The organism is Bartonella sp. AS69XJJH (genome assembly GCF_042195585.1).
In the GTDB taxonomy this organism is placed as follows: domain Bacteria; phylum Pseudomonadota; class Alphaproteobacteria; order Rhizobiales; family Rhizobiaceae; genus Bartonella.
The window spans coordinates 225502-252474 of the sequence record NZ_JBHIOO010000001.1 but is presented as its reverse complement, the minus strand read 5'-3'; the positions used below and the strand labels follow the sequence as shown (position 1 = coordinate 252474).

Annotated in this window: 16 protein-coding genes; 10 read left to right on the top strand and 6 right to left on the bottom strand. The window is 38.5% G+C overall.

The annotated features are described in order from the left end of the window. Positions 1-100: 100 nt before the first annotated feature. The 3 genes from ilvD to ACFIK6_RS00965 form a co-directional block, all read right to left on the bottom strand. Entirely contained in the window at positions 101-1942 is a 1842-nt protein-coding gene (gene ilvD, locus ACFIK6_RS00975) for a dihydroxy-acid dehydratase (RefSeq protein WP_375641377.1), read from the bottom strand. 997 nt (positions 1943-2939) lie between these two features. After that, positions 2940-3191 (bottom strand): DUF1150 domain-containing protein, encoded by a 252-nt coding sequence (locus ACFIK6_RS00970; protein ID WP_273722448.1) that lies wholly within the window; start codon positions 3189-3191, stop codon positions 2940-2942. A gap of 26 nt (positions 3192-3217) precedes the next feature. Continuing rightward, positions 3218-3649: an Hsp20 family protein gene (locus ACFIK6_RS00965; protein ID WP_273722447.1), complete on the bottom strand. Its 432-nt coding sequence runs from the start codon at positions 3647-3649 to the stop codon at positions 3218-3220. Positions 3650-3769: 120 nt separating this feature from the next. Here ACFIK6_RS00965 and nth point away from each other — a divergent pair, with 120 nt between their 5' ends. The 10 genes from nth (at position 3770) to ACFIK6_RS00915 (ending at position 13510) form a co-directional block, all read left to right on the top strand. Further along, complete coding sequence (gene nth / locus ACFIK6_RS00960; RefSeq protein ID WP_375641375.1) at positions 3770-4510, top strand: endonuclease III; 741 nt, start codon at positions 3770-3772, stop codon at positions 4508-4510. A gap of 155 nt (positions 4511-4665) precedes the next feature. Next, positions 4666-4869 carry a 50S ribosomal protein L35 gene (rpmI, locus tag ACFIK6_RS00955; RefSeq protein WP_273722445.1) on the top strand — a complete coding sequence of 68 codons (204 nt, stop codon included), beginning with the start codon at positions 4666-4668 and terminating at the stop codon, positions 4867-4869. A gap of 33 nt (positions 4870-4902) precedes the next feature. After that, positions 4903-5304: a 50S ribosomal protein L20 gene (rplT, locus tag ACFIK6_RS00950; protein WP_142416222.1), complete on the top strand. Its 402-nt coding sequence runs from the start codon at positions 4903-4905 to the stop codon at positions 5302-5304. A 94-nt stretch (positions 5305-5398) separates the two neighbouring features. Next, the gene (gene pheS / locus ACFIK6_RS00945; protein WP_375641374.1) at positions 5399-6481 is read left to right on the top strand and encodes a phenylalanine--tRNA ligase subunit alpha; all 1083 of its coding nucleotides are present in this window, start codon (positions 5399-5401) and stop codon (positions 6479-6481) included. Positions 6482-6513: 32 nt separating this feature from the next. Beyond that, entirely contained in the window at positions 6514-8928 is a 2415-nt protein-coding gene (gene pheT / locus ACFIK6_RS00940; RefSeq protein WP_375641372.1) for a phenylalanine--tRNA ligase subunit beta, read from the top strand. A 287-nt stretch (positions 8929-9215) separates the two neighbouring features. Next, positions 9216-10124 (top strand): metal ABC transporter substrate-binding protein, encoded by a 909-nt coding sequence (locus ACFIK6_RS00935; protein WP_375641371.1) that lies wholly within the window; start codon positions 9216-9218, stop codon positions 10122-10124. Further along, entirely contained in the window at positions 10121-10951 is an 831-nt protein-coding gene (locus ACFIK6_RS00930) for a manganese/iron ABC transporter ATP-binding protein (protein ID WP_375641370.1), read from the top strand. The genes ACFIK6_RS00935 and ACFIK6_RS00930 overlap by 4 nt, the downstream gene beginning before the upstream one ends. Continuing rightward, positions 10948-11814: a metal ABC transporter permease gene (locus tag ACFIK6_RS00925; RefSeq protein WP_273722439.1), complete on the top strand. Its 867-nt coding sequence runs from the start codon at positions 10948-10950 to the stop codon at positions 11812-11814. The genes ACFIK6_RS00930 and ACFIK6_RS00925 overlap by 4 nt, the downstream gene beginning before the upstream one ends. After that, entirely contained in the window at positions 11811-12716 is a 906-nt protein-coding gene (locus tag ACFIK6_RS00920; RefSeq protein ID WP_375641368.1) for a metal ABC transporter permease, read from the top strand. Before ACFIK6_RS00925 ends, ACFIK6_RS00920 begins: the two co-directional genes overlap by 4 nt. Before the next feature lie 407 nt (positions 12717-13123). Further along, the gene (locus tag ACFIK6_RS00915; protein WP_375641367.1) at positions 13124-13510 is read left to right on the top strand and encodes a YbaN family protein; all 387 of its coding nucleotides are present in this window, start codon (positions 13124-13126) and stop codon (positions 13508-13510) included. Between the two features lie 1512 nt (positions 13511-15022). Here the strand turns inward: ACFIK6_RS00915 and pncB are convergent. From pncB to rpsA, 3 genes are all read right to left on the bottom strand, one after another. Continuing rightward, positions 15023-16312: a nicotinate phosphoribosyltransferase gene (gene pncB / locus ACFIK6_RS00910; RefSeq protein ID WP_375641366.1), complete on the bottom strand. Its 1290-nt coding sequence runs from the start codon at positions 16310-16312 to the stop codon at positions 15023-15025. 132 nt (positions 16313-16444) lie between these two features. Then, positions 16445-25015, bottom strand: coding sequence for a GH36-type glycosyl hydrolase domain-containing protein (locus ACFIK6_RS00905; RefSeq protein WP_375677278.1), 8571 nt, complete (start codon positions 25013-25015; stop codon positions 16445-16447). A gap of 227 nt (positions 25016-25242) precedes the next feature. Beyond that, a complete protein-coding gene (rpsA, locus tag ACFIK6_RS00900) occupies positions 25243-26943 on the bottom strand; it encodes a 30S ribosomal protein S1 (RefSeq protein ID WP_375641363.1) in 1701 nt (566 codons plus the stop codon). Positions 26944-26973: the final 30 nt, after the last annotated feature.

Here is a 26973-nt window from a genome sequence, read left to right as displayed (position 1 = left end):
ATGACTCGAAATATTCTGATAAGTGCATAAACTCATAGAATAATTAGCTTAGAATATCGTACAAAAGATGCAAAAAATCAGAGTACTATCTCTATTCATCTCATAAAATATTACGTACTGCACCCTTTGCAGCAGATGTGGTCATCGCTGCGTAGGCTTTGAGAGCCTTTGAAACTTTACGCTGACGCTTTTCAATCGGTTGCCAAGCATCTTTTCCTTTTGCTTCCATCTTAGCACGGCGCTGCTTCATTTCAACATCATCCACCAACATATGAATTCTACGATTTGGAATATCAATTTCTATGATATCCCCCTCCTCTACCAACGCAATTTCTCCTCCTTCAGCAGCTTCTGGTGAAATATGTCCTATCGAAAGCCCTGAACTTCCCCCTGAAAAACGTCCATCTGTAACAAGTGCACAAACCTTTCCTAATCCTTTAGATTTGAGATAACTTGTTGGATAAAGCATTTCTTGCATTCCAGGTCCACCACGTGGACCTTCATAACGTATTAAAACAATTTCACCTGTTTTAATCTTATCAGTTAATATAGCTGAAACAGCTGAATCTTGGCTTTCAAAAATTCTTGCCGGACCTTTAAAAGTTAAAATTGATTGATCAACGCCTGCTGTTTTTACAATGCAGCCATCTTTCGCAAGATTTCCATAAAGAACTGCCAATCCTCCATCTTGTGAATATGCATGTTCCCTATCGCGAATCACACCTTTTTCACGATCAAGATCAAGAGTCTCATAGCGACAAGATTGGCTAAAAGCTGTCTGTGTTGGAATACCACCTGGAGCGGCACGATAAAATGCACGAACTGTTGGTTCATTAGTTTGCTTTATATCCCAGCGGTAAAGAGCTTCTTTCATCGTTTTTGCGTGAACCGTATAAGTTGACGTATCAATGAGTCCTGCCGCATCCAGTTCGCCTAAAAGCCCCATAATACCACCAGCGCGATGAACATCTTCCATATGTACATTTGCAACAGCAGGAGCAACCTTACATAAAACAGGAACACGACGTGAAAGATGATCAATATCTGTCATGGTAAAATCCACCTCACCTTCTCGCGCCGCCGCTAAAAGGTGCAGTACTGTATTGGTTGATCCCCCCATGGCAATATCAACGGTCATTGCATTTTCAAAAGCCTTGCGTGAAGCAATAGAGCGCGGCAAAACTGTTTCATCATCTTTTTCATAATAACGTTTAACCAATGCAACAATCTGTTTTCCAGCTTCTTCAAAAAGCATCCGTCGATCTGCATGTGTTGCTAACATTGATCCATTTCCGGGAAGCGAAAGCCCCAATGCTTCCGTTAAGCAATTCATGGAGTTGGCCGTAAACATTCCTGAACAAGAACCACATGTAGGACAAGCAGCACGCTCCATTTCAGCAACTTCTTCTTCTGAATTCTGTTCTGAAGCTGCTGCGACCATGGCATCGACCAAATCAACCCTTAGATCTTGATCCTTCCATTTAATCTTACCTGCTTCCATAGGACCGCCTGAAACAAAGATTGTCGGAATATTCAACCGTAAAGCAGCCATTAACATACCAGGCGTAATTTTGTCACAATTAGAAATACAGACAAGTGCATCTGCACAATGTGCATTAACCATATACTCTACAGAATCAGCAATGATTTCACGTGATGGCAAAGAATAGAGCATTCCATCGTGCCCCATTGCAATTCCATCATCTACAGCAATGGTATTAAATTCTTTCGCAACACCACCAGCAACTGCTATCTGTTGTGCGACTAATTGCCCAAGATCTTTTAAATGGACGTGCCCTGGTACAAATTGTGTAAAAGAATTCGCAATCGCAATAATGGGTTTACCAAAATCAGTATCTTTCATCCCTGTTGCACGCCAAAGTCCGCGGGCTCCTGCCATATTACGCCCGTGGGTCGATATTCTTGAACGGTAAGAAGGCATTATTTTTTTCCCCTCAAATAATTCCATTTTACTTGTTGTGCTGTAACTTCATTATAAAAACAAGAGCTTTAATATTCAAAAGAGAAAAATACCTTGTACTGAGGCATTTGAAGCACAAAATTAAAAGCTCTGCATAAACTTTTTCATAAGGCCTTATTTTTTTGTTACCTGTTAATCAACATCTAATCCCTGTGCAATTCCACGTTTGAGACAAATATCAAAACACTTCGGTGTGGCACGAACTGTTCTAGATTTTTGTATGCAAGATTTGGCCAGATTTGGTTAGTATATTGCATCTATCTGTTTGCGTAATTTTGGGAACAAGAAGACAGCCTCATTTGGAAAGAATATAAGGCATCATGGTAAAAATCTATCATCTCCTTACAATTTAGCCTTACACCTTTCAAAAGCATTCATAGCAATATCTTTTAAATAATGATGACGCATTATCTCATGCTTTTTTTACACTCTTCAATGGAGTTACTTCCCTTAGGAAGAACGGAACACCCCAAACAAAATACACTTGTATAGCCTTCATGTACTCATTTTAAAGCAACATCTTTCAATGCACTCGAGCTCATTTCACGATAGCGCCTATGAATGGTATAAAAGTCCCCGTGAATAATATAAATCTATAAAGAACATCTTCACACTTATAAAGAAGCAAACTGACACCATCATACATTTTTTCATCCCCAATATTGCGAGCATCCTTGGTAATTAAGGCAATTCACAAGAGATATTTTTATTCCTTTCTTCAAGCATTTTTATCCACACGGTTCTTCCTGCTTATGAATACAAGCAAAGTGACTTTAATTGTTGCAATGTAAGAGGATCTAAAATGAGAGAACCTTATGATTTTCGGGACTCTCATTCCAGTTGTAAAAAATTAATTATGAATATAACCCAATACTTATCTCATTATAACTCACATTACACCCTTTACGAAAAAACAGATAGAATTTATAAAGAGTACAGCTTTTTCTCGTAAGGTAATCTAGTGCAGAGTTACAATTTGTAGTTCATGCTCATTGGCTCCAGCAAGGGCAATAGAACGCTCATCGGATAAAATGAGAGGATAACCTGTTTCACCAAAGAGAGCCCATATCGTAATGCCTGGGGTCATTGGTGGAAGATCTGGAAAGTTTTTAGCCAGATCATCTGTACAAACTTTTTTTAAATAGGCAATCTGTCCCGCATCAGAGTGGGACGTGTTCTGAAACGACAAGTTTTGTTTATGTTCTCCCATTTCACTGTTCCTTTACGCCTTAACTTTTATGACACACCACTACTGACTTTAATTGGAATCTGTTTTATTTCTTTTTTTAATTTTGGTTGATACAGATTAATTGATAAAAGACCATTTTTCAACTCTGCATTTGTAACATGCATCCCTTCCGCGAGAACAAAGGTTCGCTGGAATTGTCGCGCAGCTATACCACGATATAAATATTGATGATTTTGGTTGTCTGTTTGTTTACCATGAATAACCAATTGATTATCATCGAGCAAAATATTAAGATGGTTAACCTTAAATCCTGCAACAGCCAAAGTTATCCGGATATGATTTGCATCATCATTTTTATGCAAACGTTCAATGTTATAGGCTGGGTAAGCCTCATCAGCTTTACCGATACGTTGCAATATTTTTTCTACGGTTTCAAACCCTAAAAGAAAGGGATTGGAGAAAGGTGTCACATGTGTCATTCATGAGTATCCTCTTTAAAACGGCTTTACTTGACCAAACTCTATAAAAGCGTTCGCTGCATTCCTCTCATATGGCGAGCGTAAATGATAACTTCAAGAGAGAAGATTTAAGAGAGTTCAATGCCTCAACGTACCATAAAATTGTCAAAAGTGCGAAATTTATCTGGTATATTATATAATGAAAATGAAATTGCAGAAATATTTCGCCGTTTTTCTGTGCAGCGCCCAGCGCCTAAGAGTGATCTTATCTATACAAATATTTTTACGCTTTTGGTTGCCGTTGTGCTTTCGGCTCAAGCGACAGATGTAAGCGTTAATAAAGCGACAAAAGAATTATTTCGCCTTGCTGATCAACCGGAAAAAATGGTCGCATTAGGAGAAGAAGAAATAGCACATCATATCCGTTCAATTGGTCTTTGGCGAGCAAAAGCACGCAATGTTTATGCACTTTGCAACTGTTTAATTGATTATTATAGAGGTCAAGTACCTGATACGCGTGAAGCACTTATGGCCCTTCCTGGAGTGGGGCGCAAAACGGCTAATGTTATTTTGAATGTTGCTTTTGGTCAGCCTACATTGGCAGTAGATACACATATTTTTCGCTTAAGCAACCGTCTTGGTTTAGCACCTGGCAAAACACCAGAGATTGTTGAGAAAAAATTATTAAAGATTATACCAATCCATTATCTTCGTGATGCGCATCATTGGCTGATTTTACATGGACGCTATATTTGCCAAGCACGTAAAGTACAATGTGGGCAATGCATTATTGCCGATTTATGTAAAGCAGCCATCAAAACAAATGCTATTCCGGCACCTTTAGTTGAGCTTCAAGGCAATGGAGCGCCGATTTTTTTGTAATACGGTCTTGCTATTTTGTGTATAGTAGCTTATGGAAACACTATGTAGAACCGCCCGGCAGGGCATGCCGTGGCTGTTTAAATGCTTGCTCAAGCGTTGGTCCGCTTGAGTGAATAAAATGTTTGATTGAATAAATTAATGTATGGAGTAGCAAAATGCCCAAGATGAAGACCAAATCATCCGCTAAAAAGCGGTTTAAAATCACTGCGTCAGGCAAAATTAAAGTAGCAGCTGCCGGTAAGCGCCACGGTATGATTAAGCGTTCGAATAAATTTATTCGCGATGCGCGTGGAACAATGGTTTTGTGTGAACAAGATGCTAAAAAAGTCATTCAGCATTATTTGCCGAATGGTGTTTAAACCTTACGCTTTTGATTTTGAGGAGATTATAATATGGCACGTGTGAAAAGAGGTGTGACAGCACACGCTAAGCACAAAAAAGTTCTTAAACAGGCTGAAGGTTTTTACGGTCGTCGTAAAAATACCATTCGTGCGGCTAAAGCAGCAGTTGATCGTTCAAAGCAATACGCTTATCGTGATCGCAAAAATAGAAAACGTACTTTCCGTGCTTTGTGGATTCAGAGAATTAATGCGGCTGTTCGCGCAGAAGGTTTAACTTATGGACGTTTTATTGATGGCTTATCAAAAGCCGGTATTGAAGTTGATCGTAAGGTTCTTTCAGATATAGCAATCCACGAAGCAGAAGCTTTTTCTGCTTTAATTGCCTCGGCAAAAAAGGCTTTGGAATATTTAAAAGATACGACACCTAATGCTTTCGAAGGCGCTGTCAAATAAGCCAGTCGTGTTCTCTTAAAGCATTCATTTATTCGAGGTCCCGTGCTGGCTATTGCGAGTGCGGGTTTTTCTTTATTAAAAAATAGGCAAAAATATGAATGATATTGAGCGTCTGGAACAAGAAATTTGTTTAGCCTTAGAGGCAGCAGGTGATGAACAAGCACTTGAGGAAGTGCGTATTGCAGCATTGGGTAAAAAAGGTAGTATCTCTGAAAAATTAAAAGAATTAGGAAAAATGGATGCTGGCGAGCGCCATAAAGTTGGACCAGTTCTTAATGGATTAAAAAATCGTATTTTAGAATTATGGGCACAAAAGCGTGATCTTCTGAAAAGACAGGCAATGGATACCCGTCTTTCTCGTGAAACAGTTGATGTTACCTTGCCTGTTCGCTCTTCACCTATAGAACGGGGACGCATTCATCCTATCTCACAAGTGATTGAAGAAATTATTGCCATTTATACAAAGTTGGGTTTTTCTATTGCAGAGGGGCCTGATATTGAAACAGATTATTATAATTTTACGGCATTGAATTTTCCTGAAGGACATCCAGCACGAGAAATGCATGATACCTTCTTTTTTGATGTCGATAAAATGGGAGAACGAAAATTATTGCGGACCCATACATCACCTGTACAAATTCGCACACTAGAAAAACAAAAAGCACCGATACGGATCATTATTCCTGGAAAAACTTACCGTATGGATTCGGATGCAACACATTCTCCTATGTTCCATCAGGTGGAAGGTCTTGTCATTGATAAAACCTCCACCATTGCCCATATGATGTGGTTACATGAAACCTTTTGTAAAGAATTTTTTGAAGTTCCCTCTGTAAAAATGCGTTTTCGTCCCTCTTTTTTTCCTTTTACCGAACCATCTATGGAAGTGGATATTCAATGTGATCGTTCTGGTTCAGAAGTAAAGTTCGGAGAAGGACAGGATTGGTTGGAAATTTTAGGATGCGGAATGGTGCATCCTCATGTGTTGAAAAATGTTGGTTTAGACCCCGATGAATATCAAGGCTTTGCATGGGGAATGGGCATTGATCGTATTGCCATGTTGAAATACGGTATGCCTGATTTACGAGCTTTTTTTGATGCCGATCTGCGTTGGTTAGACCATTATGGCTTTCGTTGCTTTGATATGCCTGCTTTTTTTCCTAATAGAAATGTGTGATCTTAGTCATCGCTTTCATGTGAGGTTTTAAAATGAAATTTACATTGTCGTGGTTAAAAGATCACTTAGAGACAAATGCATCTTTGGATGAAATTTGTGAGAAACTAACAGCTATAGGTCTTGAAGTTGATTACGTTGATGATCGGTCTTCTTTAAAAGGTTTTGTGATTGCAAAAGTTTTAACTGCAATAAAGCATCCTGATGCAGATAAACTCCAGATTCTGTCCGTCGATACAGGAACTTCTACACCTGTTCAAGTTGTCTGTGGAGCACCAAATGCGCGTGCAGGTCTTGTTGGTGTTTTAGCACTACCAGGCACTTATATTTCAGGACTCGATGTGACATTATCTGTAGGAAAAATCCGCGGTGTTGAAAGTTTTGGGATGATGTGTTCGCAAGCGGAGCTTGAATTATCAAATGAACATGACGGGATTATCGAACTTCCAGAAGATGCACCTATTGGAGATTCATTTGCAGCTTATGCTGGTTTAGATGATCCGATTATTGATATTGGTTTGACCCCCAATCGCTCTGATTGTACAGGTGTTCGTGGTATTGCCCGTGATCTTGCTGCCGCCGGAATGGGAAAATTAAAAGAATTATCCTTGTCAAAATTTGAACCTTCCTTTGAAACACCTCTCGATGTTTCATTAGATTTTTCACAAGATTCATCATTATGTTTAGGTTTTGCTTGGCGTGAAGTTCGCAATGTTCAAAATGGTGCATCGCCACAGTGGATGCAACAGCGTTTGAATGCAATTGGTTTGAGACCGATTAATGCGCTTGTTGATATGACCAACTACATCAGTTTTGACCTTGGTCGTCCACTCCATGTTTTTGATGCTGATAAAATTAAAGGTAATTTGTGTGTACGTTGTGCTCGTGAAGGAGAACAACTTCAAGCACTGAACGGAAAAATCTATCGTTTGGGCGCTAAGAATTGTGTGATTGCAGATGAAGAAGGTGTTGTTTCGATTGCCGGTATCATGGGTGGTGAAAGAACGAGTTGTGATGAAACAACACATCGCGTTATTATTGAATCGGCGCTTTGGGATGCGAAAAGCATTGCACAAACAGGAAGAGCATTAGGTCTTATCAGTGATGCGCGTTATCGATTTGAACGAGGTGTTGATCCGGCTTTTATAGAAACAGGGCTTGAGATTGCAACAGAGTTGGTCTTACGCCTTTGTGGTGGTGAAGTATCTAAGAAGAGGATCGTTGGCTATCAGCAACAAGAAATAAAACAGATCGCTTTTCCTTTTTCTGAAATTAAACGTTTAACAAATTTGGAAATAGAGCCTGAAAAAGTCATCTCTATTTTAACAAAACTTGGATTTTTTGTTGAAGGAAAAGGAGATGTCGTTACGGTAAAAGTACCATCATGGCGCCATGATATTATGGGTAAAGCTGATTTGGTGGAAGAGGTCATGAGGATTTATGGGTTAGATAAAATTAAACCTATTCCTTTGGAAAACTTCACAGAAGGAAAAGATCAAATTTTAACATGCGCACAAATTCGCTCACGTGCTACACGTTTGGCTTTAGTGCAACGTGGTATGAAAGAAGCGATAACATGGTCTTTTATTTCTGAAAATCAAGCTCTTGCTTTTGGAGGAGGTCAAGAAGAGCTTAAATTGGTTAATCCTATTGCTGCTGATATGTCAATGATGCGTCCTTCCCTTTTACCTGGTTTGATTATGGCGGCACAGAGAAATGCGGATCGTGGTTTTTCCGATCTTGCTTTGTTTGAAGTTTCCAGTATTTATGAAGGCGACACCCCTGATAAACAACACCGTGTTGTTAGTGGGATTCGTCGCGGAACAGAGCAATTTAAAGGGGCTGGGCGTTTTTGGAATGGAAATGCAACCGTCGTTGATGTTTTTGATGCCAAAGCAGATGCTTTAGCTATTTTAGAAGCATGCAATATAGATGTTGGGAAAGTGCAGATTGAAGTTGGAGCACCCAGTTGGTATCACCCTGGTCGTTCAGGTGTCATAAAACTTGGATCAAAGATTATTCTTGGTTTTTTTGGTGTTTTTCATCCTGCTACATTAGAAAAATTAGATGTCAGTGGCCCTTTATGCGGCTTTGAAATTTTTCTAGACCGAATTCCAGAATCAAAGAAAAAAACGACCAAAAGCCGTCCTCCTTTGAAACTCTCACCTTTTCAAATGGTGCGGCGTGATTTTGCCTTTATAGCGGATAAAACTGTTTCCTCTTCTCTTATTATTCGTGCAGCAAGTGGAGCCGATAAAAAACTTATTCATTCTGTGCAGATTTTTGATATTTTTGAAGATCCAAGCTTTGGTGAAGATAAAAAATCTGTGGCGATTGAAGTAACTATTCAGCCCATAGAACGGACTCTAACAGATGAAGATTTAGAAAAGCTTGCCTTAAAGATCGTGGATAATGTTACCAAAATGACAGGTGCATATTTGCGCTACTGAGTATTCTCATTTTTTATGAGATATTTTAGATGAAGTGGGAGCATTTTTGAGTGCTCCCTTTTTTGGCATTAAAGAGCTATAGAGCTTCTTGAAAGCGGACCTCCTTACCAAAACAAGCTGCTTAAATCATCAATTTTTTCAATATGAAAAAACTGTTTTTAAACATCTTGAAAAGTTATTTTTTCTCTTAATCCTTCATTGCAAATATAAAAGATAACTGCTATTGCTAAATGATAATGCAAATTATTTGCAATAAAAAGAAGGCATATAAAGGAAAGAGAGAATCAATGAACGTAAGAACGTTTTTCAGCATAGTTTTTGGAAGTGTTATTTTTTTTACACCCAATTTTGCTTTGTGTGCTGGTAAATTTAAAGCTGTTACGACATTCACTATCATTGCTGATATGGCACGCAATGTAGCAGGTGATGCCGCTGATGTTGAATCCATTACAAAACCAGGTGCGGAAATTCATGAATATCAACCCACCCCACGCGATCTTATGCGTGCTCAGGGAGCTAACCTTGTATTGTGGAATGGATTAGAGTTAGAGCTTTGGTTTGAAAAGTTTTTTCAAAACATCAAGGATGTTCCAAGTGTTGTTGTTTCAAAAGGTGTTGTACCCATTAAAATTGGTGATGGCCCCTTTAGCGGCAAACCCAATCCTCATGCGTGGATGTCACCGACCTCTGCTTTGATTTACGTTGATAATATTCGCGATGCTTTTGTAAAATATGATCCTGAACATGCTGAAATTTATAAAGAGAATGCTGAAATTTATAAACAGAAAATTCGTGCAACCATTGATCCAATTAGGGCTGAATTAGAAGCCGTCCCGCAAGATAAACGTTGGCTTGTGACCAGTGAGGGCGCTTTTAGCTATTTGGCGCGTGATTTTGATCTAAAAGAACTTTATTTATGGCCCATTAATGCTGACCAACAAGGAACACCACAGCAGGTCAAGCATGTTATTGATATGGTTCGCAAATACAATATTCATGCAGTTTTTTCTGAAAGCACCATTTCTCCTGCTCCTGCTAAGCAGGTTGCCAGAGAAACAGGGGCCAAATACGGTGGTGTTCTTTATGTTGATTCTTTAAGTGAGAAAAATGGTGAGGTGCCCACTTATATTGATTTATTACGTGTCACGAGTGGGCGTATTAGCAATGCTTTATTAGAGGGAGTAAAAAGCCAATGACGGATTGTGGAATATTTGCCCAAGGAGTAACGGTAACGTATCGTAATGGACACACAGCTTTACGTGAAGTGAATTTTGAAAGTCCAAAGGGTTCTATTACGGCATTGGTTGGAGTTAATGGATCCGGTAAGTCAACATTATTTAAAGCGATTATGGGGTTTGTACGCCCCTCAAAGGGAAAAATTCGCATGTTTGACTTGCCCGTTGATATAGCTTTGAAAAAAAATCTTATTGCTTATGTTCCTCAAAGTGAAGATGTTGATTGGAATTTTCCTGTCTTGGTTGAAGATGTTGTATTGATGGGGCGGTACGGTCATATGAATTTCTTTCGCTATGCCCGTCCACAAGATTATGAAGCCGTTCGCATTGCCTTAGAACGCGTTGATATGTTGGCTTTTGCCAAGCGCCAGATTGGAGAACTTTCTGGTGGACAAAAAAAGCGTGTTTTCCTAGCGCGCGCTCTTGCACAGAAAGCAAAAGCTATTTTATTAGATGAGCCGTTTACAGGGGTTGACGTTACAACAGAAGATAAAATCATTGCTTTGTTACAAGATCTTCGTAAAGAAGGAGCTGTAATCTTGGTTTCAACGCACAATTTAGGATCTGTTCGCGAATTTTGTGATCATACAGTTTTAATAAAAGGGACCGTTTTAGCTTCTGGATTAACAGAAAAAATCTTTACAAAGGAAAATTTGGAGAAAACTTTTGGAGGGTCTTTGCACCACCATATTTTTGATCTTCAAAGTACGAAAAAAAATGATGTTTTCATGGGAAGAAAGCAGTCTGCAGTTTGTGAAGATATTGAAAGAGTGGAGCACGTTGCATGATTTCTTGGTTGCTTGAGCCACTGAGCTATCAATATATGGTGAATGCAATGTGGGTTTCTGGGTTAGTTGGGTGTGTTTGTGCCTTTCTTTCGGCTTTTTTGATGTTAAAAGGTTGGTCATTGATTGGTGATGCACTTTCCCATTCGATTGTTCCTGGTGTAGCAGGAGCCTACCTGTTAGGGTTACCTTTTTCACTTGGCGCTTTTTTTTCCGGTGGTCTTGCAGCAGCAGCAATGCTCTTTTTTAACCACCGGACAAAGCTTAAAGAAGATACCATTATTGGGCTCATTTTTTCTTCCTTTTTCGCCTTTGGGTTGTTTCTCAAATCATTAAAACCAATGGCTGTTAATATTGATACGATTGTTTTGGGAAATATTTTAGCAGTTAGTTCATCAGATATTCTACAATTGGCTTTTATCGGCTTTGTTTCGTTGCTTATATTGCTTTTGAAATGGAAAGATCTTCTTGTTTCGTTATTTGATGAAACGCATGCACATGCCATTGGATTAAACGTAAAGTTTTTAAAAATTCTTTTTTTCACATTGCTTGCCGCTTGTACTGTTGCTGCTATGCAAACTGTTGGAGCGTTCTTAGTCATTTGTCTTGTTGTGACACCTGGGGCAACAGCCTATCTTTTAAGTGATCGTTTCGTGAACATCTTGGTTATTGCGGTTGTAATTGGAACATTCACAAGTGTCTTGGGTGTTTATGTGAGTTATTTTTTGAATGCACAAACGGGGGGGGTTGTTGTGCTTTTTCAAGCATCTTTATTTGTTTTGGCTTTTATTTTTGCTCCTAAACATGGGTATATTGCTGCGCGCTTACGCATAAATGCGGCAAAAAAGGGTGTAATATTATCATGATTGATCAATTACTGCTTCCGTTTCAGTTTTCTTTTATGCTTAAGGGTATGCTTATTGTCATGATTCTTTCTATTCCCATGGCGATGCTTTCCTGTTTTCTTATTTTGAAAGGATGGGCGCTGTTAGGCGATGCCATTTCTCATGCAGTTTTTCCAGGTGTTGTTGTTGGTTATATGACAACACCATGGGTAATCGCATTTTTAACTTCTTTGCCATTTGCTTGGTTTCAGCATATGCGTCCAGAGAACATTACAATGACTTTGATTACTTGCGGTGCTTTTGTTGCAGGAATGGTATGTGCACTATTAACGGGCTTTTTAGGGAGCAATAGCCGTATCAAACAGGACACGGTAATGGGAGTGGTCTTTTCTTCGATGTTTGGCTTGGGGCTTGTTTTAGCCACATCTATTTATAGTAGCTTAGATTTGAATCATATTCTATTTGGTAATCTCTTGGGTGTTAACTGGCTTGATATAACGCAGACGGCGATCATTTCTGCTATTGTCACTTTTATTTTAGCAGCAAAATGGCGCGACTTTATGCTGTATATTTTTGACACAGTTCAAGGACGTGCAATGGGGTTACCAATATCTCTACTCCACTATACCCTTCTAACGATGATTTCTCTTACAATTGTTGCGGCTTTGAAAGCTGTAGGTATTGTGCTCGTTATTTCTTTACTGATAGCACCAGGAGCAATTGCCTATCTTGTTACAAAGCGGTTTTCTTTTATGTTAATGATCGCGATACTTGTTGCAGCTTTTTCTGGTTTTTTAGGGATTTATCTAAGCTTATTTATCGGCTCTGATTCTGCTTCCACAATTGTGTTGATCTTGACGTTGATTTTTATGGCTATTTTCATGATGATTTTCTTTCGTCAAAGCACAGTTCAAGAAACTTGAAAATGTTAAAATTCATGCATATCAGCCATGCATTTTTATATATTGTTTCTCATCTTTATTTTAATTAGAGTTTGGGGTGCTAGGTTATTTTTCCTCCTAATGTCTAGCAGGTGAATGCAGTATATTTTCTCCCCCCCCCAACACTGCATTCTTAATTAAGAGGCTGCATTGATTTATTCTGCAGCCTTTTTATTTTTTTGTTTTTCTAAAATCTCTTCTCTTTTCTTGAAATCATTTAAAATAATTATCATATTGCGTAAGCTATTCGGTATTTTCAAGGAACTTATAACAAAAAAGACGCTTACGCATGAAGGGGTAGAGTGTAATTGTTCACTCAGACATGTAAACAAAAAACAGATACAATGTTTTTGTATAGGACTTTGCGTAGAGGAAAATAGTACGAGAAAATGAAAAAAGATTTTAAGATATCGCACCCTTTGCGTATCTGCTATTATATAGCAGGGTGGATAATGGTTATATTAGGTATTATCGGTGTAGTATTACCTATTATGCCAACTATGCCTTTTTTGTTAGTTGCCTCATGGTGTTTTACGCGTTCTTCTCCACGTTTTCATCAATGGTTGAACAATCATCGTATTTTTGGTCCCCCTATTAAGCGATGGGAAGAAAAAAAAGCAATATCTCCATTCATTAAAGTTTTTGCAATGATTAGTATGGCAGGAGGATTTTTATCTTTTTTCGTAATGGTACACCCTCCTTTATGGATTTCCTTACTTGTTGCGGTTATATTATTGCTGATTGCCATTTATATTGGAACACGTCCATCTTCATAATGATAAAAAAGGCTTTATGAGATACTCTTTTTAGCTTCGGCTTATTTGTAAAAACTATGAGAACTTTTAAGTTGTGAGTATAAGCTCTCCATATCCAAAATGCATATGAAATAGCGAGCTTTCTGAAAGCAATTAATTAATAATATGTTTGTGAAATAATTTTTATGAACAAAGAAGACTGTTTACGAACACTCAAAATGTTCTCACTTGGTAAACAATGATAAACCACATTCATGGAAGAGAGCATTATTTTAGGTATGTTTGTATGAATCTCTCTATATATACATCATTGAGAAGTCATTGATATGATAGCTATTTCTTTCTAAAAAGACATTTCGTTTGTTTTTATATCTCTTAATGAGGATATAGTACAAAGCTTACTAAACACCATCATTTTTGTACTTATACAGTTAAGAAGCCGGTCTATTATATCAATCTTTAATGTTACATCTGTTCTTAACTTAAGAATAATTCATAAGAAACAACAGAGTTTTTCAAATGGTTTTATGCATACACGCATTCTTATTATAATATGCGAATAAATAAATTCTCTGTCTTCGTATAAAGCTTTTTCGAAATAAAAATATTATTGCATTCTCTGTTTTTTAATGAGGTCATGCCCTTCACGTAAAACAAAAGGGCTCCTAAACATGTTATTTACACATTTATTTTAATGAAACATTTCTCAACGCTTTACTCATTTCATGGTAGCAGACCATTCATGGATAAAGTAAAATCTCCTGTAAAGTGTATAAAGTCTATTTGAGCACTATCATCCTTGCCTTGCAAAATGCACACTGATAGTCCCCATGCTATTTGTCATCTTCCAATGTGGCTTTAGTAATTCCTAATGTTACAATTATATCTTGTCATCTGGTTTTGTATATTTTGACACTAGATTTTGTACCAATTTATTTTTTTAAAGAGTTTAAAGATGTTCTCAAAGGGTTTTCAAAGCCTTTTCTCATTTTTACTATGGAAACGCACTTTTTTCTAATTTTCGGTAATTTTTGCAATTTTAGGTGTCAAAATCTATTTTGATAAAACGCGCATTTAATGGTAAAAATTGTATATAAAAACAACAAATTACCACGTATTCATACTTAATCCTATCTCTTCCCACTTAGTACAAAACCTACTGTCAAACTACAACAATAACCCTTAAAACTTGAAAACCTTCATACATGCAAAATGATAGTATCTTGTTATGCCGTATAATACCGTTATTTATAACAATGATATAAGAAAGACTCCTTGGTTAAACTTCCCTAGCACGTTAAGTATTTTTTAATGCGTAGTAAATATTTTTTTATCTGTCGATTCTTATGTAAGTGAAGCATATAAGTGGTAGGCCAAGTACAATCTGTTCAAAAAACAGCCAAACTGTTTACGGACCAGCAAAGGCTAAGAATCCTCATCCTTAGGGCAGGACAAAAATCAATCTTATAAACAATATGATGATTCAATATACTCGTTTTAAAAAACCGGAAACTAGGTCTTTACTTTATAGGTCTAGCAATTCTCTTTATTATTACCAAAAAAATTGAGATAACGTTGTACTTCTTTTGGATCACCAATCGTTTTTTCAGGATTATCTGAAAGTTTTACGGCTGGTCGACCATTGGCATGAGTGGTTTTACAAACAAGGGAAAGAGCATCAAGAGTTTCGATTTCCTGAGGTGCACAGCCTGTAAAGTCATTGGTAAGATCCGTGCCCCATCCAAAACTCATGCGCACTCTACCATGAAAATGATGATAGGTTTTTTCAATTGTATTGACATCAAGAGCATCAGAAAAAATTAAAAGTTTTTTGCGTGGATCTTTTCCTTTTTCTTTCCACCATTGAATAATACGTTCACCACCTTCAATAGGGGGCGCACTATCGGGTCTGAAACCCGTCCAATCAGCGACCCAATCTGGTGCATTGCGTAAAAATGCTTCTGTACCAAAGGTATCAGGTAAAACAATGAGAAGATTTCCACCATAATAACGGTTCCAATCTTGCAAGACTTGATATGGAGCTCTGCGTAATTCATCATCGTTGTTGCTGAGAGCTGCAATCACCATGGGCAATTCATGTGCATTGGTTCCAAGAGCTTCTAAATCCGTATCCATGGCAAGAAGAACATTAGAAGTTCCAGTAAAAGAATTACCAATGCCTTCTTTTAATGCTTCCACACACCAGCGCTGCCATAAAAAAGAATGGCGGCGCCTAGTCCCAAAGTCAGATATTTTAATATCAGGCAATTTTTTGAGACGTTCAACTTTACTCCACATTTTTGCTTTAGCACGCGCATAAAGTACATCAAGAGCAAAACGATCTAGTTTTTTGAGAGCAGCACGTGAACGTAATTCACTTATAATAGCAAGGGCTGGAATTTCCCACATAGAGCTATGAGCCCACGAACCATAAAAATGAAGAATATACTGGCCATCTTTACGGGTTAGTTCATATTCTGGGAGTTGAAAACTCTCAAGCCACTGAAGAAAATCCGGTTCAAAAATTTGTTTGCGTCCATAAAATGTATTACCAGCAAGCCAGATCATTTCTTTTTTTGTAAAGCGCAAACTAAGAGCATGATCAAGTTGAGCACGTAATTCACTCTCATCAATATCATCGGCAAGACGTATTGTTTTAGAGCGATTTATGAGGGAAAAAGTAACATTAACATTAGGATATAACCCCCAAATCATCTGCACCATAAGAAGCTTATAAAAATCCGTATCAAGAAGTGAGCGAATAATGGGATCAAGTTTCCAAGTGTGATTGTAAACACGTCTAGCAATATCCGGATGATTCATAACCTTTTTCTTTCAGTTTCATAAAATCTAAAATATTATGCACCAACACGGCTAATATAGGCGGTGCAATATAGCAACTATACAGTTTTGAGCAAGAATAAAAAGTCTTCTCTCTTTTTTCATCTTTCATCTCTAAGATTTGACAATACGTATAATTTCATGCTGACCTGTTTTTTGTAACTTTATCCCTGTATGAACTTCGGTATATTCTTTGCCATTAACATGGAGCATATTTTTAGGTCCCCATTTTACTTTAATGCTATAAACGGCATCATAAAACTTCATTGTTGCTTCATATTTTGGCCAAATAGAGGGTAAATGTGGTTGTAAAAACAACAGATCTCCCTGACGCTGTATTCCAAGAATAGCTTGTGTTGCGGCGCGGTAAAACCAACCGGCTGAACCTGTATACCAAGTCCAACCGCCTTGACCACACCGTGGTTCAACAGAATAAATATCTGCGGACATCACATAAGGTTCAACACGATAAATTTCAGGATCTTGTCCATGAGTAATTGGGTTTATCATAGAAAATAAAGCATAAGCTTTATCGTTTTGTTCCATTTCAGCCAACGCAAAAATACTCCAAATGGCACCATGCGTGTATTGACCACCATTTTCTCGGATTCCTGGAGGATAACCTTTTATATAACCAGGCTCGAGTGTACTTTTATCAAACGGTGGCCAAAAAAGGCGAATGAGTCCGCCTTTTTTATCATAGAGATGTTCCAACATTGATTTCATCGCTTGTTTTTGACGTTCAGGCGATGCCATTTGAGAAATGACAGCCCAAGATTGAGCAATGGTATCGATTTGACATTCATCATTGATTTTAGAGCCAAGAGGTGTTCCATCATCAAAATAACCACGTCGATACCAAGCACCATCCCAACCGTTTTCTTCTAGGGATTTTGTTAAATGTTCAAGGTACGTACTCCATATTTGCATATGGCTATTGTCACCACGTTTTTTTGCTAAAGAGATAAAAGCTTGTAATGTGTACCCAAGAAACCATCCTAACCAAATGCTTTCGCCTTTTCCTTCCACACCTACCAAATTCATGCCATCATTCCAATCCCCACCTAAAATAAGAGGGAGACCATGTGGTCCGCAGCGTTTAATGGCAAGGTCTAAAGCTAAAGCACAATGTTCATAAACTGTTGCACCCTTTGAGGATTGGATAGGTTGAAAATAAGCATCCTGTTGCTCACTTTTGAGAACATCACCTTCAATAAAAGGAATGAGCGTATCAAGAAAGTCATCATCGCCAGTGGTATTAACATAAAGAGCTGTTGCATATGCAAACCAAACGATATCATCAGAAATACGCGTACGAACACCAGCATTTGTGTCAGGCAACCACCAATGTTGCACATCACCTTCAAGAAATTGGTGCGCTGCTGCATTTAACAATTGTTCACGTGCTAATTGTGGTTCCAGCAATAACAAAGACAAGCTATCTTGTAACTGATCACGAAAACCAAATGCACCACTCGCTTGATAAAAGCCTGCGCGTGCCATGATGCGGCATGCGTAGATTTGATAAGGAAGCCAATGGTTGACCATAAGATTAAAAGAAGCGTCAGGTGTTTTGACTTGGAAAGGAGAAACAAAATCACTCCATTGCTGTTTTTGTTTTGTGAGCAGAATTTCAAAATCACTTGCACGTACTTGATTGAGTAATTTTTCAGCTTCTTGCCTGTTTTCAGCACTGCCAAGATAGAAGATGATTTCTTTTGTTTGCCCTGGTTGAAGATCAATATCATAGGTGAATGCTGAACAAGGATCACATCCTGCTTCAATGGTATTCGAAAGAGCACCGGCTTTACGGATCGCATTTGGACGTGTTACAGTTCCCGTTGCACCAATAAATTCAGCGCGATTAGTCGTAGTGCTGGTTGGCATTTCGGATGCTGATAAAAATGTAACTTGTTGAGATTTCTCTATGTGATAGGGATTTTGAATAAAATGTGCACCCCATCTGGCCTCATAAGAGGAAACAATAAAAGGGGCATATTTTGTACGGACATTTCCTAAAACCCATTCAACATAATTATAAAGGCGTAAACTACGTGGCTTTTCCCCTTCATTCGTAAGGATAAGACGTGAAAAGCGAATAGGTTTTTCGGGATCAAGTGTATGAGTCAGTTCTAATGCAATTTCTGAATGTGTTGATTTAAAAGTTGAGAATCCAAACCCGTGACAAGCCTCATAGACAATATTTTCGTCACATTCAACAGTAGAAACGGGTGAGAAACGTTTTAAAGACTGGCGATCAACAAGATAAAGAGCTTCTCCTGGCCGGTTAGACGTTGGATCATTCGCCCAAGGAGTTAGTTGATAATCGCGGCTATTGTTAACCCAAGTAAAAATTGCACCTTCAGCAGAGACATGAAAACCAAATCTGTGATTAGCAATGACATTAATCCACGGATGCGGTGTGGTGGTACGTCCATGCAGACGTATTACATAATGATTGTGCTGATTAAAACCACCGTAACCATTCCAATATCTTAGACCTTCTCCATTTGGGAGAGAAGAGGAGGATTTTTGTTGGCTAATAAGACCAATGGAAGAAAAAAGATTTTGTTCAGTTTGTGTTGTAAATTGCTTTCCTTCGTTATATCTTGACAAGTCTAATTGATCATAAGATTCTTGATAATTTTTACGAATTGTGAGATTAAAATTATTCTCATCAAGTCGTTTAAGTTGTTCAGATAAAGAGCCATTTTGGGCATCAAGAACGATGCGCGCTGATGCAAGAAGCGTTTTAAAGCTCTGTTCACTTATTTGATCGCGTCGAAGCATGAAAATATGTTGGCTTTCATCTGCTTTTTGCGTGTGGTGATAATAAGATTCACAGACCCACTCAAGAGCGCGTTGTGTATTTTGTATATAGGAAAATGTTTGTTCGTTAAGAATAACCAAATCAACAATGAGTCCGCGCATACGCCAATATTCGTGTGCTTTAAGGAGCTCGCGCAGTACGGTTATATTTCCCTCGTTATTTAACCTAAGAAGACAGAGTGGATTATCTCCCGAGATAGACATGGGCCAAAGATCAGACTGTTTTCCTAGCGTTTTTGCTAATATTTCAGAAGGAAGACGCCACGTTCGTTCTGGATAAATAAGTGGTGTTGCATATTTTTGATAGACAATAGCTTCTTTAAGCTCAGTTCCGCTCTGATACAGTGCGACTTGTGAGCGCGTCCATGCCATTGAAAGTTCTTTTTGAAACATATCAGGTTGTCGATAATGTTTAATATGATTATTTAGCGCTTCTTTTGTATGAGCAGCAAAAGTCCAAAAAATAAGTTCTGCTTTTTCATGGGCTGGAATTTTTATACGGCATCGCAATGACATAACAGGATCAAGAACGCAACCTTGACTGTTACTGAAACGAGCATTTTGGTCAAATGCAACAGGCCGATGAATGGATCGCCCCCGACCAATAAACAGAGAGCGATCCGTTTCAGCTTCTGTCTCTTGGAGAGTATCTGTTGTACTGGAGACAAAATGGGCAACATAGATTTCAGGATCGCTAGGTGAGCGTTTGCGCCTTTTGGCAAAAATTGTTTTACCTTCTTCCGCAATTTCTGTCTCTATAAACATACGGGAAAAAACAGGATGAGCTTGGTCTGTATCCATTGTGGCAAGCGCTAATTCACCATAAGAAGTCACTTCAATGAGTCGGTCTTTATTTGTCGTATTCATCAGTTGAATACGTCTACCTTCGCCACATCCTTCAGATGTAATAAGACATTCAAGTGTTGATTTTATACCATCAACCATTTTTGTATATTCAGCCTTTTCATCTGTAAAAATGCTGACAGCTTCTTCTTCAATAACACGTGTTGGTTCACCAGTAACAGACCACCACCGTCCACTATGCGTATCGCGTAAGAAGAATAAAGTACCTTGTTGATCTTCTGTTGCATCAGGAATAAAACGCGTAATCGCATAATCGTGCCAACGGCTGTAACCAGAACCATTCGCTGTTAACATGGTAGAAAAAAAACCATTAGACAAAAGTAAAGTTGCTCGTGGTTTGAGCAACGGGTTTGTAATAATGCGCAAAGTGGCGGCTTCAAATGCTTGAGACTTATTGCGCATACGATTAACAGCTTTGGTATGAATAATAGGAATGAGATGAGGCGCTCTTTCCTGTAACAGCAGTTGCGTTGCTTCAACAACGGGATCACGGTGAAAACGATCACGCATTCGTCCTTGAAAAATAACATTGTTAAGAGCAAGGATAGACATGCCATGATGGTGCGCATAATAATTGCGTACAACAGCGTATTTTTCTCCTGTTTTCACGCGTGAAGGAGTAAAATCGACAGAGTCATAATAACCATATGTTCCTAAAGCTCCAAGATCACGGAGTCGTTTTAAATTAGCGACAGCACAAGCAGGAGCATATTGTGCCGCTAGAAGGCTGGCATAGGGAGCAATGACAGCATTGCGTGAAAGACCACGTTGGAGTCCGAGGTTTGGAACACCAAAATGAGCGTATTGGTAATTCATTAAATGATCGCGAGCATTAAATGCGGCTTCTGAAATGCCCCATGGCAATTCCCGTTTATGGGCATATTGTATTTGACAACGAATAATCAATCGATTTGTTTGATCTAGGAGAGATCCTAAAGGTTCATGCATTACGAGAGATGGCATCAGATATTCGAACATCGATCCAGACCATGATAGGAGCGCACCTTTCCAACCTATGGGGACGAGGAGTCGACCAAGACGAAACCAATGTTTAAGTTTTATATCTCCTTTTGCGATGGAAAAAAAGCTTGCAAGACGTGCTTCTGAAGCAAGTAGATCATAACAATTTTCATCGAGTTTGTTTTCTTGAACACGATATCCAATAGATAAGAGATGCCGGTTAGGCTGTTCTAAAAAATCAAATTTCATATCAAAGGCTATTTGCCGTGCCACTATAGCCAGTCTGTTTAGTTTTGTATGTAATTTTTCAGGATCACAATGAGCAGTCTCATCATGATGATAAGCGTTACAGGTATCGATAAGGCATTTAGCCCAAGAAAGCGCACGCGCAGATTCTATCGTTTGAATTTCATGGTCAAGTTCACCGACTAAGCGCACAATATCGTGGGCTACAAGTGAAAGATCTATGATGTGAGAAGGGAGCGTATTTTCTTGTTCTGCAAAAGTGAAGACAGAGTCATGAAAACGAGTGATGTTTTCTTCGATTTTTTGGCGTAAAGAGCGTAACCTAGGTTGATAATCTGGAATTTCTCTGACAGTTTCTTCAAGAATAGTAAGAACATCTGATAAGCCTTCTCGATCAATTTGAAAAAAAAGATGCGGTTTTTCAGCCCATTCACTTAAGGCAGAAGAGAGTGTTATCAAATGACCAGCAAGATTTCCTGAATCAACAGTTGATACATAAGTAGGTAAAAGAGGCCTGAGCGTATCCGTTTCATACCAATTATAGAGATGACCACGGAACTTTTCCATTTTTGTAAGAGAGCGTAATGTACATTCAATGCGGGTAATAGTCTCTTCAAAACCAATCCAGCCAAAATCACGTGCTGCAATAATAGAAAGGAGATAAACGCCAATATTCGTAGGAGATGTACGTTGAGCAACAAGAGGTTCAGGATCTTCTTGAAAATTATCGGGAGGCAAATAGTTGTTTTGTGCATTGACAAAAGTTGCATAATAAAGCCATGTCCGCCGTGCAATAGAGCGGAGTTTTTTTTCATCTTTTGAAGAAAGATAAAGGCTATCTTGAAAGGTTGAAGGTTGACTCACGATCCAAGCAATGAAGGGTGAAAAAAACCATGCTATCCCAAAAGGCAAAGCAATCAAGCTTGCAAAACTATCAGAAAAAAGAGGGAGTGCTATAGTAAGGACACCAATAAGCGATGCTGGTGCCATTGTAAAAACATAGAAAAGCAAACTGTTGGGCATTGATTTTGTTGCGGCAGAAGTTTTCCATTCAAGAAGATGCTGTTTTGAAATCATCATACGATAGAGTGTACGAATAATCGCATCGGTCATAAAATACGCCGAATGAGCAAGAAACGTCGTTTTAAGAAATATATCAGCGCTTGTAAGAGCAGTTTTGTTCCAAATTAATTGAAAATGTCCCCGCAAAGAATGATCTATATTGGATGAGACAAGCGTTTTTAATACACATAGAATGGGTGAAATGAAAGAGCTAACCAACAAGAATATTTGCCAAACGATTGCACTCTTTAAAGACAAAAAAGCCCATCCTGCAAGTGATGCGATTAACCACATAAGTGGAGTGAGAGAACGACGTAAATTATCCAGCATTTTCCAACACGTCACAGAACTTATTTGACGGTGGGAAAAAAGATAAGGCAAAAGCTGCCAATCACCGCGGACCCAACGATGATAACGCATAACATCAATATTATAAGCGGTTGGATAGTCTTCAATGACTTCTATGCTACTTACCAGAGCAGTACGAGCATAACCTCCTTCTAAGAGATCATGACTAAGAATAGTATTTTCTTTAATTTTGCCATCAAGCGCTTGTTCAAATGCATCAATATTATAAAGACCCTTACCGATAAAGGTGCCTTCTCCTAAAAGATCTTGATAAGTATCAGAAACAGCAAAAACATAAGGATCAATGCCACGGTTGATAGAAAAAACCCGTTGGAGAATTGATGTTTTTTTTCCTGTTGTAAGCGAAGGAATAATGCGTGGTTGTAAAATACTATAGCCCTTTACAACCTTTCCACTTTGTGGATCAAAAACGGGATGATTGAGTGGATGGTTAAGCTTTCCAACAAGTTTCACGACGCTCTCTGGAGTAAGACGTGTATCACAATCCAGCGTCATAACAAAACGGCAATCCATAGGAAGATGTGGATTGGGGGGATAAAAGCTTGTGTTTTTATCGCCTCTTAAGAGTTGATTGAGTTCATGAAGTTTTCCTCGCTTTCGTTCCCATCCCATCCAACATTTTTCGCTTTCATTATAAAGGCGTCGGCGATGTAAAAGGAAAAAAAGAGGAAGTTCATCACGATGATACCGACTATTGAGTTTATCAATACTCTTTTGCGCATAGTGCAATAAATCAAGATCATCTTGCGTTTCTCTCAATGGAGCATCCACCCAATCTGTAATGAGTGCAAAATGAATGGCACCTTTAGGATTGGAAAGATAGTGCACTTCAAGATTGCGCACTTGCTCATCAATATCATCGCGTGATGTCATCAAAGTAGGTACAACAACCATTGTCCGTGCATGTTTTGGAATACCTTCTTTATATTCATAGCCAATGAGTTGTCTTGATGGGACAAACCACGAAACAACAGTGTTAAATAAAGCAAAAGCAGCATCGATAGAAGGAAAAAGCGCCAATACAGTAAAGCAAAAAGACAGCCATTGTGTCATGCCAGATATTTGTAAAAGGGCGTAAATTACAAGCAAAAGAGCGAGCGTCAGAAAAGAGACAGGAATGGCGATGACTCTCAATTTTGAGCAACAGGAAGCGCGTGTCCATTTTATGAGAAAGGGCGGGATATATCCACAAGCCTTTTCAAATATGCCACGACCATCATCAACAAGATACCACCCCACACAAGAATGATGAGGCATATCTTTAGAAGTGGAATTTGCCATTTCTACAACTTTATGTGCAATTTCCAGCTCACTAAGAAGCGAAAAGCGTGAAACTTTTTCAATGACTTGTCGATAAATATTGCGTGAGTGAGAATCAATTTCAGAAAAATCACTATTTTTACGCAAAATAGAATCGACACAACTCACTGTTTCAAACCATGCTGTCCAATCAACATCATCTATAGCTTTAAGAGCACGGATAATATTTCCCATGGTCACACCATCTGCTGCTTGTCTGGTATGTTCATCGGCTGTTACAATCTCTAAGCTACTGCCTTGGCTTTTCAATTGCTTTTCAAGCCAATTTAATGCTAGGGTTGAATCGACAGATGCACTGCGCAGACGATAGAATAAATGTGCTGAAAAAGTTGGATCAACAGTAAATGGTTTATACTGCGTAAAAAGAGAGTGTAGATTTGTTTTATTTTCTACAAGAGAAATTTTATCAGCCACTTGACTAGCAAGATGGCGCATATGTCGCGCTTTTTCGATACGGACTGAAAGACGACGGACATTTTCAATGAGCAGCATTTGCATAACAGAAGGAAGAGCCCACAATTCACCAATTGTGAGCGCACAAACTTCTTGAAATCCGTTGGTTATAGCAGTGAGTGTTTCTTGTGAAAAACTGCTATCGGTATGCGCAATATAAAGCCAAGTTAAAGCAAAAATTCGTGGTATTCCCGCTTTGTGTGTAGAAAGAGGAAGTTGCTTTATGAAGGACTTGGGCAGATTACGACGTAGTTTTTGTATGGTTTTATCAATGGTGTAATGATTATCAATGAGCCATTGAGCAGACGGTGCGATGGTCTCATCATTTCGGGCAGCAAAATCACTGGTATGAAAGGCATGAAGAATAAGTTTAGCATTTTCATTCAATCTCTTACGAAAATCTTCTACTCCGTCATATTCAGGGAGTAAAATTTCTTTACCAGAAGCTATATCATGCCCTAAGTTATAAAGATCTTCCTGTACCTTATAAATTGCACGAAGAGGAAAATCCGTATTAATAAAATAGTCTTTTTTCTCTTTTTGAGAAAAAAAGCACTTTATGAAAGGTATTATGCACGTCATAATGTCCCATTGTTATCTAATTACATCGTTTTTTATTTAAATTGTAAGCATTTTATCTGAATAGTGAACCGTTGACAGACAAAAAACAAACTTTTTGTTTTTATTTGCAAGCATTTATAATTTTTGACGCCAATAATTAGAAAATAAGCAGACAATTTTTTAGAAAATAAAAAGGTCACCCTAAAATGAGTGACCTTAATAACACCGTAAACTTTAGTGATTGATGATTAATCTTGTTCTTGTTTTTTCAAAGCTGCACCAAGAATATCACCAAGAGAAGCACCTGAGTCTGTAGAACCATATTGTGCAACAGCTTCTTTTTCCTCTGCAATTTCTAAAGCTTTAATCGATACTGAAATTTTACGTGTTTTTTTATCAAATGCTGTAATGCGAGCATCAACCTTTTGCCCAATTGCGAAACGCTCAGGACGTTGCTCATCACGATCACGCGCGAGATCAGCACGTCGAATGGTTGTCTCAAGGTTGTGGTCAATCAATTTCACACTAATGTCATTGTCGTTAACAGCAATCACTTCGCATGTTACAACAGCACCTTTTCGCAATTCGCCAGAAGCAGCTGCTTCTCCAACTTTATCACTGGAAAGCTGCTTAATTCCAAGGGAAATGCGCTCTTTTTCAATGTCAACATCAAGGACCACAGCTTTAACGATATCGCCTTTATTGTAAGTATCAATAACTTGTTCACCAGGACGGTTCCAATCAAGATCAGACAAATGAACCATACCGTCAACATCGCCTTCAAGCCCAATAAACAGACCAAATTCTGTTTTATTTTTAACCTCTCCTTCAATTTGCGAATTGACAGGAAATTTATTGGCAAAAGCTTCCCATGGATTTTCAAATGTTTGCTTTAAGCCAAGAGAAATACGCCGTTTAGAAGGATCAATCTCAAGAACAACCACTTCTACTTCTTGTGATGTAGACAGAATTTTTCCAGGATGAACATTTTTCTTCGTCCAGCTCATTTCAGAAACATGGATCAGTCCTTCAATTCCTGGCTCAATTTCAACAAAACCACCGTAATCAGTAATGTTGGTAACAGCACCCGTAATTTTTTTACCAATTGGATACCGAACACTGATGCTTTCCCAAGGATCACTTTCAAGCTGTTTCATTCCAAGAGAAATACGGTGCGTATCCTGATTAATGCGAATAATCTGGACTTTAATCGTTTGGCCAATTGTGAGCACTTCAGATGGGTGATTAACACGCCGCCATGCCATATCTGTAACGTGCAAGAGACCATCAATCCCACCAAGATCAACAAAGGCACCATAATCTGTGATATTTTTCACCACACCTTCAACGATTTGGTTTTCTTCAAGATTTTGTACAATTTCTGAACGTTGCTCAGCGCGACTTTCTTCTAAAACAGTACGACGTGAAACCACAATATTACCACGACGACGATCCATCTTCAAAATTTCAAAGGACTGTGAATTATGCATGAGAGGTGAAACATCACGAATGGGACGAATATCAACTTGGCTGCGCGGCAAGAAAGCAACGGCACCATCAAGATCGACTGTAAAACCACCTTTTACTTGGCTAAAGATCACTCCATCAACGCGTGCACCAGCATTGAATTTTTCCTCCAAACGGACCCAACTTTCTTCGCGTCGTGCTTTTTCGCGCGATAAAACAGCTTCACCCATCGCATTTTCAATGCGTTCAATGTAAACCTCAACTTCATCGCCAACTTGCAAAGAACCGTCTTTTGCTTTAGCTCCAAATTCTTTGAGAGGAATACGTCCTTCGACTTTAAGACCAGCATCAATAATGGCCATGTCTTTTTCGATTGCAATAACACGACCTTTAACAACAGATCCTTCATTAAGATCATTAGTTTGAAAAGATTCTGTTAAAAGGGCTTCAAAATCCGCTGTTGTGGGATTGTATTGTGACATAAGAACTCCTAATATATACCTTGTATTATA